This is a genomic window from Clostridium oceanicum (assembly GCF_039521385.1).
GTDB classification, from domain to species: domain Bacteria; phylum Bacillota; class Clostridia; order Clostridiales; family Clostridiaceae; genus Clostridium_F; species Clostridium_F oceanicum.
The window spans coordinates 475,703-495,022 of the sequence record NZ_BAAACG010000008.1 but is presented as its reverse complement, the minus strand read 5'-3'; the positions used below and the strand labels follow the sequence as shown (position 1 = coordinate 495,022).

Sequence of the window (19,320 nt, the reverse complement as noted above, 5' to 3'; positions counted from 1 at the left end):
ATATTAGGATATTTATTACATTGATTTTGTTACTTTAAAGTGCTATTATACTCTACGTGTCAAAAAATTAAAAAAAGGAGTGAGAGTACTTTGTTACCAATACTTTTTTCTAATGGAATTTTGAATGATAAAATTTCAGTTTTTTTCGCGCTCTTAATTATCTCAGTATTTATACCTATATTAATATACTCTATGGGATATATTAAAGAGTACAAAAACAAATATTCTAGAATTTATAATATTTTTTTAATCCTTGTATTTACACTATCAATGATTGCTGTGGTAGTTTCTAAGGATAGTATTACTTTTATAGTTTTCTGGGAAATAATGAGTGCTAGTTCGTTTTTCCTTGTAGTTTATGAACATAAAAAAGAAGATAATATAAAGTCTGGAGTAATTTATTTTATTATGACCCACATTAGTGGATTCTTTTTAATGATTATGTTTGCTTTCCTTTATAAATATACTGGAAGCATAAATTTTGAGGATTTTCAAAGACTTTCTTATAGTTTAACAATTACTCAAAAGAATATAATCTTTATTTTAGCCCTTTTAGGTTTTGGAGCAAAAGCTGGTTTTATACCACTTCACGCATGGCTTCCCAAAGCACATCCTAGTGCACCATCTAATGCATCAGCACTTATGTCTGGAGTTATGTTAAAGGTATCTATTTATGGATTTATAAGAGTAAGTTTTTATTTTGTAAAAGATATACCTATATATTTATCTCTTATAGTTGTTGTTTTAGGAGCTTTAACTTCTATATTTTCCATATTAAATGCATTAGTTCAAAAGGACATAAAAAAATTACTAGCATATTCAAGTGCTGAAAATATAGGAATTATACTTTCAACATTAGGACTTTCTCTAGTATTTATTAATTTTGATTTAAAGAATCTTGGATTTATAGCTTTAACAGCAGCTTTATTTCATATATTAAATCATGCTATATTTAAAAGTTTGCTCTTTGCAAGTGCTGGAAGTGTGTTATATGCTACAGAAACTAAAAACATGAATGAACTTGGTGGACTTTATAAAAAAATGAAGTTTGCAACTATTTGTGCTTTTATAGGAACGGCTTCAATTTCAGCTATTGCACCTTTAAATGGATTTGCAAGTGAACTTCTTATTTTTAAGTCATTTATAGTAGGAACTGTTGCTGTTAAAGATACATGGACAGCAGTAATTCTTATGATGAGTATGGTTATTATAGCTTTAACTAGTGGAGCTGCATTATATGCTTCAGTTAAAAGTTTTGGAATAACATATCTTGGACAAGCTAGAAGTGAAAAAGCAGTTTCTACACATAAAATTCCTCATTCTATGAATATTGGACTTGGATTTTTAGCTTTAATGTGTATATTACTAGGAGTTTTTTCGCCTTTTGCAATTAAATTGATCTCTAATGTTTCAGCTTCAACATTGAATATGGAATTAAATGTAATACAAATAAACAGTAATTATGAAATAACAATAGTTGCAACTATTATACTTGCTATAGTAATGATATTAGTTGTAATATCAAAAGCTTTAGATGCTAGAAATAAAACATCTGTAAAAGAAACTTGGGGTTGTGGTTTTAACAATATGAAACCTTATATGCAATATAGCGGAAATGGATTAAGTCAGCCATCTACAAGGATTTTTGGAAATTTAGTTGGATATTCTAAAAAGACCAAAAAAGGTATATTAATATCATTAAAAGATACAGTATTTGATAAATTAGAAAGATATATATATGATCCTATAGTAAATTTTATAAACTATATTTCTTCAAATATAGTTAAAATACATACAGGTAGGATACAAGTGTATACATTATACATATTTATTTCATTATTAATTACAGTTATAGTAGTTTATAAATTTATCTAAAAACAATACATAGAGAATAAATTTTAAATTAGATACCTAATGAACAAATGAGAAATTATTGATAAAGATTTTTAATATATAGTTTTATTTATAAAAGTGTGTAACTTTTTTAAAATAGTAAATTTAGAAAATAAAAGAGAAATTTATTTAAGGAGGGAAAACCTTGAAGTATAACATTATAAATTTTTTACAAGGACTTTTTATTATCCTTTTTACCCCTCTATTTGTAGGTATTATAAAAAAGATTAAAGCAAATTTACGTGGTTATAAAGGTCCAAGTATATTTCAAATATATTATGATTACATAAGATTATTTCAAAAAAGCAATATTAGATCGGAAAATAGTTCTTTTATAACAGAAATAGGACCTATTTTAAGTCTTGCAGCATCAATTACAGTGGCTTTTATGATTCCTGTTTTTTATAGCAATGATAATACTTTAGGAAACTTATTTATTATTGTATTTATTATTGGAATTATAAAATTTTTTAATACATTAATAGGACTTGATTGTTGTAGTACTTTTGGAGGCATGGGAAGTAGTAGGGAACTTTTTTTATCAATGCTTGTTGAGCCTGTAATGTTTTTTATTATTTTATTTGTGTATTTTGAAACTAAGACTTTTAATATTTTTAATATAGCTTCAATAAACGCTGGTAGTAACCCCTACAATATAGGACATATTTTAGCGGCTGTAGCATTTTTTATAGTTCTTTTAACTGAAAATGCAAGAGTCCCAATAGATAATCCTGAAACTCATTTGGAACTTACTATGATACATGAAGCAATGATACTTGATTTATCAGGAAAAGATTTAGGATTTATAGAATTAGCTTCTCAAATAAAATTAGTTGCTTTTATAACTATATTTATAAACATATTTATGCCAGTAGGATTAGGAACATCACTTTCAGCCCTTGTAATATTAAAAGCTATTTTATTTTACATAGTAAAAGTAATCTTAGTTTTACTTATAATTTCAATAGTTGAAATTATTATGGCAAAATCAAGATTGTTTAGAGTACCAGAGCTTTTAGCAACAGCATTTTCAATAGTTGTTGCAGCTTTTTCATTAAACTATTTCATATAAAAAGGAGCATTTAAAATGTTACAGTTATTACTTTCTATTGTAATAATATCAGGAATTTTAATTTCTGGTACAAGAAGAATTAAACTTTTAACATCAAGTTTTACAGTGCAATCTTTAGCAATAGCCTTGGCATGTATTTTTCTAGGATACACTACAAAGGAAATGCACTATTACATAATGGGAATTTTAACATTAACTATAAAGGTATTATTGATACCTCATATAATAAGAAAATCATTTAGAACTTTAAAAATAAAAAGAGAACTTGATCTTATAGTAGGTGGGTTTAGTTCTTTTATATTCTCAGGTTTATATATAATGATTATTTTTGCTATTTTTAGAAATTTCCCTAGCATTTATTTAAAAACAGGAATATTTTTAATTTTAATTGGAATAACCGTAATGGTTGGAAGAAAAAAAGCTATTACTCAAATGGTAGGCCTTTTAACAATAGAGAACGGAATTATATTACTTGAAATATCATTAGTTAAGATACCTATGGTTTTAGAAGCATGGATGGCTCTTGAAGTTTTAGTTCTTGCTCTAATAATGGGAATGATGATATTCCACATTAATAAAACTTTTGATACAGTAAGTACAGATTATCTTTCAGATTTAAAAGAATAGAGGGGAAAAGATGGTTTCAAAAAAGATTAAATTGATGTCAATATTAACAATTATAATAACAACTATATTAGTAGCTATAGCAGTAATATTTGAATCAAAACTTAAAGTAGTTAGTTCTATTTCTTATTATGGTAATTCAATATATATAGATAGTCTTAATGTAATTCAATTAATTTTGATAAGTACTGTATCTTTTATTGCAGCTATTTATTCTTATAAATATATTAAAGAAGAAGTAGAAGAAAAAGAAATAGATGAAAAATCTGCTAGACTATATTATATTTTGTTTAATTTATTTGTAATTTCAATGCTTGTAGTTTCCCTTTCAAATAATATTGTGCTTATGTGGATAGGACTTGAAGCTACAACACTGTCAACTGCATTTTTGATAGGTTTTAATAAACATAAACTTTCACTAGAAGCTGCTTGGAAATATATTATTATTTGTTCTGTTGGTATAGTCCTTGGTTTGATAGGAATAATACTTTTAATATATGCTTCAAATGCATCAGTTTCAGAAGCTTTAAATTGGACATACTTAGTAAATCATTATTCTAATATGAATAAAGTAATAGTTAAATTTGCTTTTAGTTTTATATTTGTTGGAATTGGTACAAAAGCTGGACTTGCTCCAATGCATACTTGGCTTCCTGATGGACATAGTGAGTCACCCTCTCCAATAAGTGCAATGATGTCAGGAGTACTTTTGAATCTTGCGTTATATGTAATTGTTAGATTCTACATAATTATAAGACAAATACAAGGACTTCATAAAATGAGTTACTTATTTATTGTATTTGGAATGATATCTTTGATTATATCTTCATTTAGTATATTAAAACAGAAAAATTATAAAAGACTTCTTGCTTTTTCATCAGTTGAAAATCTAGGAATTATTACTCTTGGATTTGGAATAGGTAGTAAAATAGCAGTTTTTGGTGCAGTATTACATTCAATCATTCATGCATACGGAAAAACTTTATTATTTTTAGTATCAGGAAATATATTGAGTGCGTATAAAACTAAACGTATTTGTAAGGTGAAAAACCTTATTAAAACTATGCCTATAAATACAGTATTTTTGATGATGGGAATTCTTATTATAACAGGGGTACCTCCCTTTGCTTCATTCTTTAGTGAATATAGCATACTTATAGCTTCAATAAAAAATAACAACTATATAGTTGCAGCTATTTACACAGTTTGTCTTCTTATAGTTTTTGCAGGATTTTTAAAAGCATTTATGAGTATGATTTTTGATAAGAGTGAAGATTATAACGAAAAAAATCCAAAAGATAGAGAAAATATATGGCCACTTGCACTTGCATTTTTGGCTGTAATTTTTGTAAGTTTATTTTCAAATGGAGAAATAAATTCATTAATTAATAGAGCAGTTAATATTATTATTGGAAATTAAGATGAAAATTTATAAATAGGAATATGAAAATAAATAATAAAAGCTGTAAGTTCTGTATTTAGTATATTAATAGTATTTATTTTAAATAGAAATATTTAGAATTTCCTAGATTAAGTACAAAGGATGTGAAATGGTGAAAGTCGATTTACTAAAGGAAGAATTAGACAAACTAAGTTTGGTAAGTGAAATTAAAAATAAAAATGAGCTATATGTAATGTGTGATAGTACTAATGTAAAATTTTTAGCTATAACATTACTTACAGAATATAAATTGAAATTTATATCACAATTTTGTTTTCAAAAAAATAGAGATGATATGTATGTTATAAACATTGTAATGTCAAAGAGTAAAGAAGGATATTTTGTAATATTAAGATATGAAACTGAAGATGAAATTGTATCTCTTCAAGATGTTTTATACCAAAGTCATTTATTTGAAAGAGAGATATCTGATTTATATGGATTAAAAATAGATGGTGGAGTTGATATTCGTCATCTTGTTAAACATGAAAAATGGGAAAAAAATGTTTATCCACTAAGAAAAAGTTTTAAATATGGTAGAAAGATCAAAGAAAAAAATGAAATACCAAAATATGAATTTAAAAAGGTAAAAGGTGATGAAGGATATCAAATTCCTGTTGGTCCTGTACATGCGGGAATAATAGAGCCGGGACATTTTAGATTTAGCACTATTGGAGAGCCAATAGAAAATCTTGAAATACGTCTTAATTATAAACATCGTGGTATTGAAAAAATATGTGAAAATATAAAAGCGGACAAACTTAATCTTTTATTTGAAAGGGTTGCTTGTGAATCTTCAGTAGCTTACGCTGAAAGTTATGCTCTTTTAGTAGAAAAATTATTATCAAAGGAAGTTTCAGAAGATATAAAAGCTTTAAGAGTTGTATTTTTAGAACTTGAAAGAATTTATAACTTCCTATCAGATGTAGGTGGAATGTGCGTGGATATTGGATTTAGTTATCCTGCTAAAAAATTAAGTTTCCTTTCTGAAAAAGTACGTCAGCTTTGTGAAAAAGTAACAGGAAGCAGATTTATGAGAAATGTAATTGTACCTTGTGGTATTAATATAGATTTTAAAAAAGAATCAATAAAGGAGATAAAAAATACTCTTAAGGATTTAAGTGTTAGGATAAATGAAATTATAAAAGTAACGTTAGATTCATTTACATTTTTAGATAGAGTTGAGCATACTGGAATAGTTAGAAAGAAAACTGCAAAAAAACTTTATATGACAGGTCCTGTTGCTAGAGCAGCTGGAATTAAGTATGACGTTAGAAAAAAATTCCCTTACGAAATATACAAAGATCTAAAAAAAGATAATAATATGGAAGAAATAGGTGGGGTTTTTGAAAGATATAAAGTAAAGATTGCAGAAATGAAAGATGCTTTTGATTATATATATAAAGCCTTGGATTTAATTAAAGATGATATAAAAAGAAGTAAACCAGAGTTTAAACTTACTCAAGGCAGTGAATCTTTAAGTATAGTTGAAACAGTAAAAGGTGAACTTCTTGTATATGGAAAAGTAGGCAGAGATAATTACTTTGATAGAATTTATTTTAAAACTCCTTCTTTTACTAATTGGAAGGGATTAACTTATGCAGTATCTGGAGAAATAGTGCCTGATTTTCCACTTTGCAATAAAAGTTTTAACATGTCATATTCTGAAAATGATAAGTAGGTGATATAATGAAATTCTTAATTGATAGATTAAAAAACGGAAAAGATACAGTGAAAAATCCCCTTTGTGAAAATCCATTTAGTTATGGCAAAATATCAGTGGATAAAGAACTTTGTAATATGTGCAAAAAATGCATAGGGGAATGTCTTGTTAATGCTATATCTTTAAAAGAAAATAAAATAAAAATAGATCATAAAAAATGTATGTTTTGCAAAGAATGTATAAATAATTGTCCATCTGGGGCATTAACTATGACTAATGATTATAAGATGTCAACCATTGAAATCCTTGGTGATAAAGTAAAGAAAAAAATATATAGTAAATTTAATAGATCACTAGTTTTAAGAGCAATAGATACTGGTTCTTGTAATGGTTGTTTAATGGAAGTTTCTAACTCTCAAAATAATTATTATGATTTATCAAGATATGGTGTTAGTTTTGCAGCTTCTCCAAGACATGCAGATGGCATAGTTGTAACAGGACCTGTTTCTTTAAATATGAAAGAAGCTTTAATTAAAACTTATAATTCTATACCAGATCCTAAAATAGTTATAGCTGTAGGGGGATGTGCTTATAATGGTGGCATTTTTAAAGATGGTTATGGAGTATGCGAAAATTTAAATGAAATACTTCCAGTAAATTTAGTAATACCGGGATGCCCACCATCACCACAAGCTATACTTGAAGGAATACTTCATATTATGGATAGAAAATAATAAAGAACAAATAAAAGATAAAAGATAACAAATAAGAGATAAGAGATAACAGATAACAAATAAGAGATAACAGATAATAAATAATAATGAAAAACACAAATAATAGATAAAAAATAAAATATAAAAAACAAGAATTTAAAAGATAAATAATAACTAATATATAATAAGTATTTTCTAAAATTGATATGCTATTTGAAATATGATATGTTTAAGTGGTGTATAAAGAAATTACTTAAACATATTAATATTTGTATATAAAGTTAATGTGTAAAGAAAGGAAAAGTTTTTATGAGTAAAAAGAGCATTGTATCAAAGGTGGTTTTTGAATAACGAGCCTAAGGTACTATTTAAAATATGTTATAACTTTAGGTGCTATTCTTTTACCACCGATTAATTGGATTAGTAAAAAATAACACATAAAAGGAGCATATATAATGAATATATTAATTAGATTAGAAGATAAAAAAGACTTTAGAGACGTAGAAAACATGACAAGGGAAGCATTTTGGGATTTATATAAACCAGGTTGTGATGAACATTTAGTAGTTCATAAAATTAGAAATACAAAGGCATTTATTAAAGAATTAGATTTTGTTGCCTGTGATGAAGAAAAAATTGTTGGTAATGTAGTTTATACAAAAGCAAAAGTAGTTAATGAAAATGATGAGGAATTTCAAGTGTTGTGTATGGGACCTCTTACAGTGTTACCTTCTTATCAAGGCAAAGGAATAGGAACTTTACTTATGAAACATTCTATTAAAGCTTGTAAAGAACTAGGTTTTAATGGAGTTGTGATTTTTGGTAGTTCAAAGTATTATAATCGATTTGGTTTTGAAAATGCTAAAAAGTATAATATTAAAACATCTTGGGGAGATAATTTTGAGGATTTTATGGCCTTAGAATTAAATAAAGGTTCACTCCAAAAAATTTCAGGAAAATTTTATGAAGATCCTGTTTTTAAAATAGATAAGGATGAGTTAGATATTTTTGAAAGGCAGTTCCCATATAAAGAAAAACATTTTTCTGGTAATCCACTATATTAGTTATAAAAATAATAATTGAATAAACAGGTGAAAATACTAATTGGTAGATGGAAACTACCAATTAAAAATGAGAAATATAAAAGAAAAATAGAAATTGAAGAAATATATAATAGTTAATAAATAGTAGATAATAATTGTAAAATATATAATAATTAACAGACATATAATAATAGTTGAAAAATAGATAGTAAATTATAGATAACAAATAATAATTATAAAGAATATATATAATAATTTTTAAATATCAGATAAGTAAGTTTTTAGTATTATATTTTTAGTTTAAGACTAAATATTTTATAAAAACTTTATAAAATAAATCTTATCTGGTATTTATTTTTTTATATTCTTTTAAGTGGATCTAAGGTAGTATATTAGCAAAAATTTTTTTAATATCAATATATAAATATTTCCTATATAAATACTTTGATTTGCTAAAGTAATTTTGATAATATAATAGGAAGAATAAATTTTTGAGGTAGCTAAGGAGAAGTATATGAAAACAAAAAACAAAGGTTTAGTTGACATTCATTTAGCGGTTTTGTTATTTGGGTTATCAGGATTATTTGGTAAATTAATAGCTTTACCACCAATGATAATTACTCTTGGTAGAGTGATTTTTTCAAGTATTTTTTTATTTATTATAATCTTTTATTTTAAGAAAAGTATAAAATTAAAAGAAAAAAAGCATTATTTTTATTTAGTAATAATGGGAATAATTTTAGCATCACATTGGACTGCATTTTTGAAATCTATTCAAGTATCTACAGTAGCAATAGGACTTCTTACCTTTTCTACTTTTCCTGTATTTGTTACTTTTCTTGAGCCATATTTTTTTAAAGAGAAGATTAAGTTATCAGATGTTATTGTTGCAATTATTACATTTTTAGGAGTAGTATTTGTAATTCCTAAGTTTCAATTAGAGAGTAACTTAACTCAAGGAGTTATATGGGGATTAATAGCTGGTTTTACTTATGCAATTCTTTCAATGCTTAATAGAAAATATGTAAAAGAATATTCAAGTTTAGTAGTAGCTTTTTATGAACAATTAATAGCGGCTATTGTATTATTACCAGCTTTGTTTTTTCAAAAAAATGTTTTTCATTCAAAGGATATACTACTGCTTATGTTATTAGGTACAGTTTTTACAGCAATTTCTCATACTATATTTATAAAAGGGTTAAAGAATGTAAAGGTACAAACAGCTGGTATTATATCTAGTCTTGAACCAATTTATGCTATTTTATCTGCAGCTATGTTACTTGGAGAGATACCAACATTAAGAGAAATATTAGGAGGAAGTATTATTTTAGCTACTGTTTTTTATTCAACAGTTAAATCTAAATAAGATATATTTTTAGAGTTTATTCTATTTTGTGATAAACTCTTTTTTATTGTTTAGGAATTTATATATTTAAAATAAATAGATTAGATTAAATAAATAAGTTTAATTTGGTGAAATTATATATTAATTATATAGAAGATATAGTAAAAATAATACAAAAATGTATTTTATATATTTTAAATTATAAAGTATAAAAATATAATGACGATTAATAATATGTTAATTAAATTTTTAAGGTTGCTATTTTTATAAATGGGAGCCTTATAGTGGTAGTTAATTATATAAAATTTTATATGATTTAGATGTAATAAAGATTTTACTAAAAACTGAGAATTTATTTATACTTTTTATGTGTATAAATAAGATTTTATACAGATATATGTACTAGACTTGGAGGGGGAAATTTTGAAAAAAAAAGTAAGTTTTAAAAATCAAATAATAAAATTGATTTTGACAGCAGTACTTGTTCCAACAGTATTGATAGGATCTTATAGTTGCTATTCAAGTTATAAAAATTTAAATGAAAGCTATAATAATCTAGCGGATAATAGTATATCTAGAATCTATGATTCTATAGGAGATACTAATGAGAATAACTCTCAATTAATAGAAATGCTATCAAAAGAGAAAAACGTATTAGGAATATATAAGCACCCAGAATATGAGAAATGGTTAATGAATATATTTAACAATAATGTAAAAGCATATGATGATATTGTTAGTGTATATATGGGAACTAGTGATAAAAGAATGTATGCGGTACCTAATAATAATTCATCGGATTATGATCCAACATCAAGACCATGGTATAAAAAAGCTATAGAAAACAATGGGAAAGTAATAACTACAGATCCTTATGAAGATTCTGCAGCAAAAGGTATGTATATTATATCTTTTGCTAAAAGTATTAAGGATGAATCAGGGAAAATATTAGGGGTAGTGGCTTTAGATGTAAAATTAGATGATTTATCTAAAAAAGTATCTCATATAAAAATAGGAGATAAAGGATATCCTTTAGTTTTAGATAAATCAGGTAAAATAATTATGGCTAAGAATAAAAATAATTTAGGAAAGTCAAAGAATGAGTTAAAATGGCTAGGGGATATATTAGAGGATAAAAAGAATGTAATAATAGACGGTAATGATTATTTAGTACATAAAAAGATGGATAAAAATACTGAAAGCACTGCAATAGCTCTTGTTTCACAATCAGAAATAGATAAAAAAGTACATAGAGAAATGTTGGTTTCATCACTTATAATATTGTTAGTAGGAGGAGCGGTTTTATTACTCTCTATTATGTTTTCAAAACGCCTTACTGATCCAGTAGGAGGAATGGTTAAAGTTTTAAATAAACTGAGAGAAGGAGATTTTTCTCATAAGGTTAAGAAGGATTCTAGATTTGTATATGAGCTTGAAATTATAGCAGATTCCATAAATTCTATGGCAGATGAAGTGGTAGAGATTTTAAAGACTACAAAAGATACATCAAATTATCTTAAAGAAGCCTCTGAATCTTTAGTATCTGTAACAGAAGAAGCTAATGCTGTAGGAGAAGAAATAGCAAAATCAGTACAACAAATAGCAGAAGGTGCAGCAAATCAAGCCGAAGATCTTAATGAAAGCTATAATAAAGTAGATGAATTTGGAACATTGGTAGATGATTCTATTAAGGATTCAAAAGATATGATAAATGAATCTTCTGAAGTTAAAGAATTTACAGGTAACGGAATTAAAACTATGAAAGATTTAAAAGAATCCTTTAATAAAGGTATGACTATAAATGAAGAAGTAGTAGAGGAAGTTATAATTCTAGAAAAAAATTCAAAAGAAATAGTAGGAATTATAGATACAATAAAAGCTATAACAGAGCAGACAAGTCTTTTAGCTTTAAATGCATCTATAGAAGCTGCGAGAGCTGGAGAAGCAGGAAAAGGATTTTCAGTAGTTGCAGAAGAGGTAAGAAAATTAGCAGAAGAATCTTCCTTAGCTGCAGATAACATAGGAGAATTATTGAATAATATGAATGGTAGTGTTAAGGAAGTTAGAAATAAAATTGGTGACCTATCAAATCAAAATAATGAAATAGATGTAAAGGTAATAAATACAAATGAAAGTTTTACCACTATAAAAAGTAGTACAGATATGTTAGAAAATAATATTAATAAAGTTTATAAAGTTTTACAAGTTATAGATAGCGGAAAAAGAGAAGTTATAGAAAATATATCAAATGCAGCAAGTGCAGCAGAGGAAACTTCAGCATCTACAGAGGAAGTTTCAGCATCTACAGAAGAGCAATCAGCAGGATTTGAAGATGTTGTTAAATCAGCAGATAAACTTAACGAAATAGCAGATAAACTACAAGAAGAAATATCAAAATTTAAATTTTAAACTCTATTAAAATTCATATATTTATATTTTAGTACAGCCCATAATATTCTATTTAAAGTAAATTTTAAAATTATTACTTTAAGTAAAATATTATGGGCTTTATTTAATTTTAGTTACTATTTATTCTAAAAATATAAAAGTAGTTCCTGATAAAAAAATAAGAGTATATTCATTAAATTCAAATTTGGGTATGAAAAATGCTATTGCAGGATATGTAAGTGCTAATACAGCCATTAATATAGAATATGAAAGTGGAAATGTTGGGGGAGATGGCCCAACAAGAAGTGATGTAATTAAAAAATTAAATACTTCCAGTAGCAGATATTACATTACTGAATGCTGTTGTTAAGGAATTCAAACCTTATATGGAAGATAAGATAGATGTAGATAAAGCAGTAAAAAATATAGTAGACGACCTAGAATTATATTTAAAAGAGCAATAGTATGGATTTTTAATGAACTTTTAAAATATTATTTTACAACTATGATACAAGCATGACACAAAGAGTGTATATAATTTTTATACAATTGAGCTAAGTATTTAACTAATATTAAAAAGGAGAAATAAATTATGAAAGTAAGAATAAAGCAAATAATTGCTTTGATTATTTGTTTGGTTATGTTATTTTCTATAACTGCTTGTACTAGCTCAAAAGATAAGAAAGACAAAAAAGATAAAAACAAAATAGGCAGATATCTTGAAGATAAGATGAAAATACCAAACAATAGGAGTATTAATCGTATGAGGGTATTAGAAGATGGGAAAATAGAGATAATAGCTTCAGATTCTAAGCGTAATAAATATATTTTATTATCAGAGGATAAGGGAAAGACATGGACTGAAAATAAAATAAACATATCTTTAAAAGGTAAAGATGTATTTTTCGTAGATGGAGATATATTTAAAAATGGGGATGCAATAATTTCATATTCTATTTCAAATGATGAATCTGGTGGTATTGCTAAAGATGTAAAATATGAGTATATAATGGTAGATTCACAAGGAAAGAAGAAAGATACCAATTTAGACTTTATTGATAAATATACAACTAAATCAGATAAAAAAGTTCCAGTGAAAAAATTTCAGAATTCTGAGAGTGGAGACTTGTTTTTATCTGTAGAAAATGAAGTAATCCAACTTGATGGGGACACAAAGAAAGAAAAAAGAAAATTTACTAGTGATGATTTAGTAGAAGATTATGCTTTAGTAGATAATTCCATTATAATTTGGAGCCATGACAATCCTATAAAGTACAATATTAAGACAGGTAAAAAAGAAGATTTGAGTAAATTAACGGACAATTTAAAAGAGTTTAAAGGTAATAGTAAAACAACATTAGTAGGAAATAGCAAGAATAAGCTATACTACTCAAATTCAACAGGGTTATATTGTTATGATACTAGTAGTTTGAAAAGTAGTAAATTAGTAGAAGGTAATTTATCTAGATTTGGGTCAGATAGTAAAAATGTAGTAGGATTTTCACAAAATAAAGATGAAGAATTTATTGTTGCTTTTATGGGAGAAAGTGGAGGATTATTTAATTATACTTATTCTAAAAATACAAAAGCAACTCCGGATAACAAAATAAAAGTATATTTATTAAATTCAAGCTTTAATATTAAAAAAGCTGTTGCAGAGTATGCCAGCTCTAATCCAGATGCAAATGTGGAAATTGAGTATGGAATTACTGATGAAAACACCGGAGCTACACTAGATGATGTTATTAAAAAATTAAATACTGAAATATTAGCAGGAAAAGGACCAGATGTAATTTTCTTAGATGGTCTTCCAATTGATTCTTATATTAAACAAGGTATTTTAGAAGATATGAGTGATGTGATTTCTAAATACACCTCAGAAGGCAAAGTTTTTAAAGGACTAAAAGATGCAAGTGAAGTCCATGGTAAAATTTATTCTTACCCACTTTCTATAGAAGTTCCTATAATGATTGGTGAAAAAAATGATATTAATAAAATGACTGATTTAAAATCATTTACAAATACAATTAAAGATTTAGGTTCAAAATCTGATAAGAGAATAATAGATAGAGAGTTAACACCATTAGAACTTATTTCTAAGATGTATTATGCATATGGTTATGACTGGTTAAATGAAGATAAAAGTATAAATAAAGAGAAACTAAAAGATTTTATGACTAAAGCTAAAGATATTTATAAGATAAATAATGAAAAATATGGAAAATATGTGGCTGAAAATAACATACCTAGTGAACGAACTAATAGTGAAAAAATTAATAAAAAATCAGAACCATTAAATAAGATTTTAAATGAAGTTAAGATTGATGAAGAGCTATCTCAGTCAATCTATCCTAACTCCTTATATACCGAAAAGGAACCGTCACAATTAGAAATTGGCACTATTTCACAGGGTGAATCTTTTAGTGAAATTGTAACAAGTAAAATGAATAATAAAAAGTTAGATTATAAAATATTATCAAGAAATAATAAAAATATGATAATACCTATAGACCAAATTGGAATAAATGCTAAAAGTGGGGATAAAGAAATTGCTAAAGATTTTGTTAAATATTTATTATCTGAAAATGTTCAAAATAATATAAGAATGTCATTCCCAGTAAATAAAAAAAGTTTTGACAATAATATAAGAAAAATCCCAGCTTATCCTAATTATACACCTTATTTAGATAAGACTAATAATAGAACTGTTACAGGAGAGGCACCTAAAAAAGATGGAAGTAAATATAAAATTTATTGGCAGAATGAAGATGATATTAAAAAATTAAAAGATGAGATAGGTAAAGTTAAAATACTTCCAAAAGCAGATATTATGTTCTTGAATGGTGTTATTAAGGAATTTGAATCTTATGTAACAGATAAAATAGATGTAGATAAAGCAATAAAGAATGTAATAGATAACCTTGAGTTATATTTAACGGAGTAATATTATGAAAATTAAAAATGATAAACTTATGGGATTATATTTCATTATCCCAAGCTTAATAGGGGTAGCAATTCTTATATTGCTACCGTCTGTTGATGTATTTATTAGATCTTTTCAAAGTACAGTTTCAAGAGATTTTGTTGGACTACAGAATTATAAAGAAGTTTTTAGTAATACTGCTTTTAAGTTAGCAGCTAAAAACACCTTAAAATTTACAGTAATATGCATTCCTTTGTTGCTTATAATTTCATTAGTAATAGCTTTAATGTTAAATAAATTTGTGAAATCTTCTCAAGTTTTAAAGACAGCATTCTTAATACCAATGGCTGTTCCAATAGCATCAGTTGTGTTAATCTGGAAAGTTACATTCCATAAACAAGGAATATTAAGTGGTTTATTAGTTAACTTGGGAATAGGTTCACAAGATTGGATGAAGACAGGATTTGCATTTTGGATTTTAGTGTTTAGCTATATATGGAAGAATATTGGATATACTATGATTTTATGGTTAGCAGGATTGAATTCAATTTCAAAGGAAATCTACGAAGCTGCAAAAGTTGATGGAGCAAATTCATGGCAATGTTTTGTAAATATAACAATGCCAGCTTTAAAGCCTACACTATACACTATATCAGTGCTATCACTTTTAAACTCGTTTAAAGTATTTAGAGAAGCATATTTAGTTGCAGGTAATTATCCTGATAAAAGTATGTATTTATTACAGCATTTATTTAATAATTGGTTTAGACAAGCCTTATTTTCTAAAATAGCAGCAGCATCTGTTGTTATGTCTGTAGTAATTTTTATTTTAATTATTTTCTTGCAAAAAGCATGGGAAAGTAAGGAATAGAATGAGGTGAAGATAGAAATGAAAAAAAAGATTATATTCTTAACTTTACTTATAATGGCATTATTTATATGTTCTCCAATTTTATTTTTAATATCAGGTTCGTTTATGGATACTAAAGAATTAACAAAGAATATAGGTGCAGTGTTTAGTAATGGAAAGGGATTTGCATCATGGATTGTATCTCCTAAATATCCTACACTTAGGTCATATATAGAAATACTATTAGATACACCTGAATTCTTTGTTGTGTTTTGGAACTCTGTAAAGATAGTATTTTTTTCTATAGTTGGACAGTTATTAGTAGGAGTTCCAGCAGCATGGGGATTTGCAAGATATAAATTTCCTTATAAAAAAATATTATTTACTATTTATATTATAGTTATGTTAATGCCATTTCAAGTTACAATGATTTCAAATTATGTAGTATTAGATAAATTGAATATTTTAGATACTCATCTAAGCATTATATTACCAGCCATATTTTCGACTTTTTCTGTTTTTATAATGTATAGATTTTTCAAGAACATTCCAGAATCTATCATTGAATCAGCTAGAATAGATGGAGCAAGTGAAAAACAAATATTCTTTAAAATAGGGATACCTTTAGGAATGCCTGGAATTATGTCTTCAGTTATATTGTCATTTTTAGAATATTGGAACTTAATAGAACAGCCATTGATTTTCTTAAAAAGTAAAAATTTATGGCCACTTTCACTTTATTTACCTAATGTTAAGATAGAAAATGCAGGAGTAGCTTTTGGAACTTCTGCAATCACATTAATTTCAGCTATTATTGTGTTCTTTGCAGGACAAAGTTATTTAGAGCAAGGAATTGCATCAACAGCGGTAAAGGAATGATTTTATGAATATAAAAGATAAGTTTAAAAATATAAAACTAAATAAAATATTAAATTATGAATTACTAAAAAAAGAAAATTCTTCATTACAACAAAAAGCTATTAAAGGCTTAGTAATATTTCTGTTTATTATGCTGTTATGTACAATGCTTTCTAGAATTGCAAATTCTTTAACTATTCCTATTGTTTCAGTTACTGAGATAAAATCAAAAGCTATTAATGATGAAGTTACAGCAGACGGTATGATAACTAAAAATCGTGAGAAAAAAATTAAAGTAACAGAAGATCTTAAAGTAAATAATATTAATGTTAATGTAGGGTCTAATATAAAAAAAGGACAAGTTTTAGCTGAATTAGATTTAGAAGATATAAAAGAGAAAGTTTCTAAATTAAATAAAGATATACAGAAAGAACAAAGAGTTATTGATAGAGCCGAGGAAGATTATAATAAAGCTGTAAAAGAAAAAAGTAGTAATAGTAAGGAAGAAAAACAAAAAAACAGTAATAATCAGAATGAAAAGAGTGGTTCTGAAAATAAAAGAGATCAAGATAAATCTTCTAATAATGGAGGAGAATCAGCTGTAGATGAACATATCTTGCAATTAAAAAGAGCAGTGCAAGATGCTAAAGATGATTCTAAATTAGATGAATATAATAAAAAGCTTTCAAAATTAAAACCTTATTTGGATTCAGAGGGAAAAGTAAAATCAACTGTAGATGGAGTAGTTACAAGTATATTTGTTGAAAATGGTGCTGTTACAAAAGATGCTATATTAGCTGTTGCAGATCAAAAAACAGGTTATAAATTTGTAGCTCAGATTGAAAGTAGTAAAAGTAAATCAGCTAAACAAGGTCAAAAGGTAAATATTTCACTTGAAGATAAAACTATTAAAGAATTAACTATTGAATCTGTAGCGGAAAGTAAGGGATCAGCACAGGGGATGGAAGGATCAGAAGGAACAGGAAGCAAAAAAATGCTTGATGTTACAGTTAATTTACCAGTTAAGGCTGGAAGAATAAATGATACAGGTAAGCTGATTCTTTCGAGTAATTCAGGAAGTTATGATAACTGTGTTCCTATAAATGCCTTACGTCAAGAAGATGGAAAGTATTATGTATTAGTTGCAGATGAAGAGAAAACTGTATTAGGAAAAGAATTAATAGCTAAGAAGAATGAAGTTCAGATAATAAAAAAAGATGGTTCATTTGCTTCTATAGAAGGAATAAATTCTAAAGATTTTAAAATCATAATAGATAGTAATAAAAACGTTGAAGATGGAGATAAAGTTCGAGTGGAGGAATCATGATAAATAAAATAAAGTATATAATTAAAGTATTTTTTATGGCTTTATTAATTATGTGTTGGGTAATGTCTATAGGCTATGCTAACAGGATTAAACCTAAACATAAAACTGCAAATTTTTATCTTTTAGATGAAGCTACACATACAAGTAAAATTAGTGAATTTAAAAAGGGTAACAAAGATTTAGATATTGTAGGTTGGAGAGAAGATGATTTTCAAGAAATAAATAATTCTGATTTAAATAGAAAAGTTGATAAAGTGAAGGTATTGTCTGTAAAAGGTAATTTGTCACTAATATTAAAATCAGCTAATTTATTAAAAGATGATTTTAAGGGTTGTTTAATAGATGAAGATACAGCATACAAGCTGTTTGGTGGAGTTACTAATATAATAGGAAGTAAGCTAGAATACAAAGGAGAACAGTTTGTTGTAAGAGGAATTCATAATGATGAAGATTCAAACTTGATTGTAAATATAAAGAATGATAAAGATGTAAGCTTAAATGGAATGACTTTAAATTCAGAGAAATTTACATCAACTAAACTAGAAAATTTTAAATCTCAAAATGGTATAAAGGCTGTAATTGTTGATGGAGCTTTATATTATAACTTTGCAAAATATATATCATTACTATTTCCATTGATAATAGCTGTTATTATTATATTTAAGATATTAAAGAGGGCCTATATAGTAAGGAGAAAACCAGTACAACTAGGTATATATCTAATACTAAGTATTTGTACCTTATTGTTGTTTATGAAAATCACGAATTTTAGAATTAAAATTCCTTTAGATATGATTCCAAATAAGTGGTCTGATTTTGAGTTTTGGGATAAATTATGGAAAGAGTCTACTCAGAAATATGAATATGTACTTTATATGAAAAAATATGGTTTGGATATATATAATATTAAAAATTTAATTTCTTCAATAAAGTATTCTTTAATATGTGTATTTTTGTTTTTAATAAGTAGAAAATTTATTAAATTTAAAAGTTTTAAGGGTGTAATTAGTCATATGATTATAATGTTAATAGTTATATTTACTATAGTAATTTCAATTTCTAACTCAATGTATAATTTTAATGTGAATTTACCTATGGTTTGGTTTATATACCCAGCATATATTTTTGTGGAATTTTATTTAATGAAAAAAGATTTATTAGAAAGCATCAAGGAGTGAAA

General features: G+C 26.0%; 15 protein-coding genes. All 15 read left to right on the top strand.

Translation table 11 applies throughout. From position 1 onward, the window contains the following. The first annotated feature begins 90 nt into the window (after nucleotides 1–90). The 15 genes from ABDZ71_RS08395 (at nucleotide 91) to ABDZ71_RS08325 (ending at nucleotide 19,318) form a co-directional block, all read left to right on the top strand. Nucleotides 91–1,875 carry a proton-conducting transporter transmembrane domain-containing protein gene (locus ABDZ71_RS08395; RefSeq protein ID WP_343760694.1) on the top strand — a complete coding sequence of 595 codons (1,785 nt, stop codon included), beginning with the start codon at nucleotides 91–93 and terminating at the stop codon, nucleotides 1,873–1,875. Nucleotides 1,876–2,038: 163 nt separating this feature from the next. Then, complete coding sequence (locus tag ABDZ71_RS08390) at nucleotides 2,039–2,965, top strand: respiratory chain complex I subunit 1 family protein (protein WP_343760693.1); 927 nt, start codon at nucleotides 2,039–2,041, stop codon at nucleotides 2,963–2,965. 15 nt (nucleotides 2,966–2,980) lie between these two features. Further along, entirely contained in the window at nucleotides 2,981–3,592 is a 612-nt protein-coding gene (locus ABDZ71_RS08385) for a hydrogenase (protein ID WP_343760691.1), read from the top strand. Between the two features lie 10 nt (nucleotides 3,593–3,602). Next, the gene (locus tag ABDZ71_RS08380) at nucleotides 3,603–5,009 is read left to right on the top strand and encodes a proton-conducting transporter transmembrane domain-containing protein (RefSeq protein ID WP_343760690.1); all 1,407 of its coding nucleotides are present in this window, start codon (nucleotides 3,603–3,605) and stop codon (nucleotides 5,007–5,009) included. Between the two features lie 133 nt (nucleotides 5,010–5,142). Continuing rightward, the gene (locus ABDZ71_RS08375; RefSeq protein WP_343760689.1) at nucleotides 5,143–6,711 is read left to right on the top strand and encodes a hydrogenase large subunit; all 1,569 of its coding nucleotides are present in this window, start codon (nucleotides 5,143–5,145) and stop codon (nucleotides 6,709–6,711) included. Nucleotides 6,712–6,719: 8 nt separating this feature from the next. Then, entirely contained in the window at nucleotides 6,720–7,427 is a 708-nt protein-coding gene (gene nuoB / locus ABDZ71_RS08370; RefSeq protein ID WP_343760687.1) for an NADH-quinone oxidoreductase subunit NuoB, read from the top strand. Nucleotides 7,428–7,861: 434 nt separating this feature from the next. After that, on the top strand, nucleotides 7,862–8,470 hold the full coding sequence (locus ABDZ71_RS08365) for a GNAT family N-acetyltransferase (protein WP_343760686.1): 609 nt from the start codon (nucleotides 7,862–7,864) through the stop codon (nucleotides 8,468–8,470). A 493-nt stretch (nucleotides 8,471–8,963) separates the two neighbouring features. Then, complete coding sequence (locus ABDZ71_RS08360; RefSeq protein WP_343760684.1) at nucleotides 8,964–9,815, top strand: DMT family transporter; 852 nt, start codon at nucleotides 8,964–8,966, stop codon at nucleotides 9,813–9,815. A gap of 402 nt (nucleotides 9,816–10,217) precedes the next feature. Further along, nucleotides 10,218–12,203 carry a methyl-accepting chemotaxis protein gene (locus tag ABDZ71_RS08355; protein WP_343760683.1) on the top strand — a complete coding sequence of 662 codons (1,986 nt, stop codon included), beginning with the start codon at nucleotides 10,218–10,220 and terminating at the stop codon, nucleotides 12,201–12,203. Between the two features lie 190 nt (nucleotides 12,204–12,393). After that, nucleotides 12,394–12,552: a hypothetical protein gene (locus ABDZ71_RS08350; protein ID WP_343760682.1), complete on the top strand. Its 159-nt coding sequence runs from the start codon at nucleotides 12,394–12,396 to the stop codon at nucleotides 12,550–12,552. Nucleotides 12,553–12,774: 222 nt separating this feature from the next. Beyond that, the gene (locus ABDZ71_RS08345) at nucleotides 12,775–15,126 is read left to right on the top strand and encodes an ABC transporter substrate-binding protein (protein WP_343760680.1); all 2,352 of its coding nucleotides are present in this window, start codon (nucleotides 12,775–12,777) and stop codon (nucleotides 15,124–15,126) included. Nucleotides 15,127–15,130: 4 nt separating this feature from the next. Continuing rightward, a complete protein-coding gene (locus ABDZ71_RS08340) occupies nucleotides 15,131–15,976 on the top strand; it encodes a carbohydrate ABC transporter permease (RefSeq protein WP_343760679.1) in 846 nt (281 codons plus the stop codon). An 18-nt stretch (nucleotides 15,977–15,994) separates the two neighbouring features. Next, nucleotides 15,995–16,834, top strand: coding sequence for a carbohydrate ABC transporter permease (locus ABDZ71_RS08335; RefSeq protein ID WP_343760678.1), 840 nt, complete (start codon nucleotides 15,995–15,997; stop codon nucleotides 16,832–16,834). Nucleotides 16,835–16,838: 4 nt separating this feature from the next. Then, nucleotides 16,839–18,140: an efflux RND transporter periplasmic adaptor subunit gene (locus tag ABDZ71_RS08330; protein WP_343760677.1), complete on the top strand. Its 1,302-nt coding sequence runs from the start codon at nucleotides 16,839–16,841 to the stop codon at nucleotides 18,138–18,140. Next, nucleotides 18,137–19,318: an ABC transporter permease gene (locus tag ABDZ71_RS08325; RefSeq protein WP_343760675.1), complete on the top strand. Its 1,182-nt coding sequence runs from the start codon at nucleotides 18,137–18,139 to the stop codon at nucleotides 19,316–19,318. Before ABDZ71_RS08330 ends, ABDZ71_RS08325 begins: the two co-directional genes overlap by 4 nt. The last annotated feature ends 2 nt before the right edge of the window (nucleotides 19,319–19,320 follow it).